The 1,270-nt window shown below is 71.6% G+C and carries 1 protein-coding gene; it reads left to right on the forward strand.

Annotated elements, in window-relative coordinates; all coding sequences use genetic code 11:
• The first annotated feature begins 167 nt into the window (after nt 1-167).
• Entirely contained in the window at nt 168-1,115 is a 948-nt protein-coding gene (locus ABZU75_RS46470) for a cysteine synthase (RefSeq protein WP_355570016.1), read from the forward strand.
• The last annotated feature ends 155 nt before the right edge of the window (nt 1,116-1,270 follow it).

A 1,270-nucleotide genomic window follows, 5' to 3' on the forward strand; every position in this document is an offset into this window, starting at 1 on the left:
GGGGGGGCGCCCCCCCCGGCGCCCGGGGCCCCCGCGGCCCCGCGCCGCCCGCGGGGGCGCCGGCCCCCCCGCGCGCGCGGCCCCCCCCCCCGCCTCGCGAGATCTCGCGAGGCGGGCGGCGCACCTCGCTGTCGTTGGTAGGACTACAGAGGCGGAAGCCGTACACCATGCGTTTTGACTCACTGATCGACTCGGTAGGCCGGACCCCGATGGTCGGCCTGCCCAGGCTCTCGCCCTCGGAGGACGTGCGGATCTGGGCCAAGCTCGAAGACCGCAACCCGACAGGTTCGATCAAGGACCGTCCGGCGCTGTGGATGATCGAGCAGGCGGAGAAGGACGGGCTCCTCCAGCCGGGCTGCACCATCCTCGAACCCACGAGCGGCAACACCGGCATCTCGCTGGCGATGTCCGCCCGGCTCAAGGGTTACCAGCTGATCTGCGTGATGCCGGAGAACACCTCCGAGGAGCGCCGCCAGCTGCTGCGTATGTGGGGGGCGCAGATCATCTCCTCGCCCGCGGCGGGCGGCTCCAACGAGGCGGTCAGGGTCGCCAAGGGGCTGGCCGCCGAGAACCCCGACTGGGTGATGCTCTACCAGTACGGCAACCCGGCCAACTGGCGCTCGCACTACGAGTCGACCGGGCCGGAGATCCTGGCGGACCTGCCCTCCGTCACCCACTTCGTGGCCGGTCTGGGCACCACGGGCACCCTGATGGGCGTCGGCCGGTTCCTGCGCGAGCACGTCCCCGACGTGAAGATCGTCGCCGCCGAGCCGCGTTACGGCGAGCTGGTGTACGGCCTGCGCAACGTCGACGAGGGCTTCATCCCCGAGCTGTACGACGCCGAGGTCCTGACCACGCGCTTCTCCGTCTCCTCCGCCGACGCGCTGCGGCGCACCCGGGAACTGCTGGCCGCAGAGGGCATCTTCGCCGGGGTCTCCACCGGAGCCGCGTTGCACGCCGCGCTCGGCATGGCGGCCAAGGCCGTCAAGGCGGGGGAACGGGCCGACATCGTCTTCGTGGTCGCGGACGGCGGCTGGAAGTACCTGTCCACCGGTGCCTACGAGGGGACGCTGGACGAGGCCGAGGAGCGGCTCGAAGGCCAGCTCTGGGCCTGATGTGAGGCTTCCGCGACGGGTCGGGGCGGCGGGTTCCGTGAGGCCTGTGGCGGGAACGGCGCCGGGGCCGGTGGGTACGGGGCTTCACGCTGTTTGACCAGGTCGCTGATCAGCGACCAGGCGTAGGGCAGTGAGTCTCTGACGCAGATCGGAAG

The organism is Streptosporangium sp. NPDC005286 (assembly GCF_040607515.1).
GTDB lineage: Bacteria > Actinomycetota > Actinomycetes > Streptosporangiales > Streptosporangiaceae > Streptosporangium.

Bases quoted from the DNA above. Each gene is read 5' to 3' on its own strand.
- ABZU75_RS46470 (WP_355570016.1), top strand. From the start codon at position 168: ATGCGTTTTGACTCACTGATCGACTCGGTAGGCCGGACCCCGATGGTC.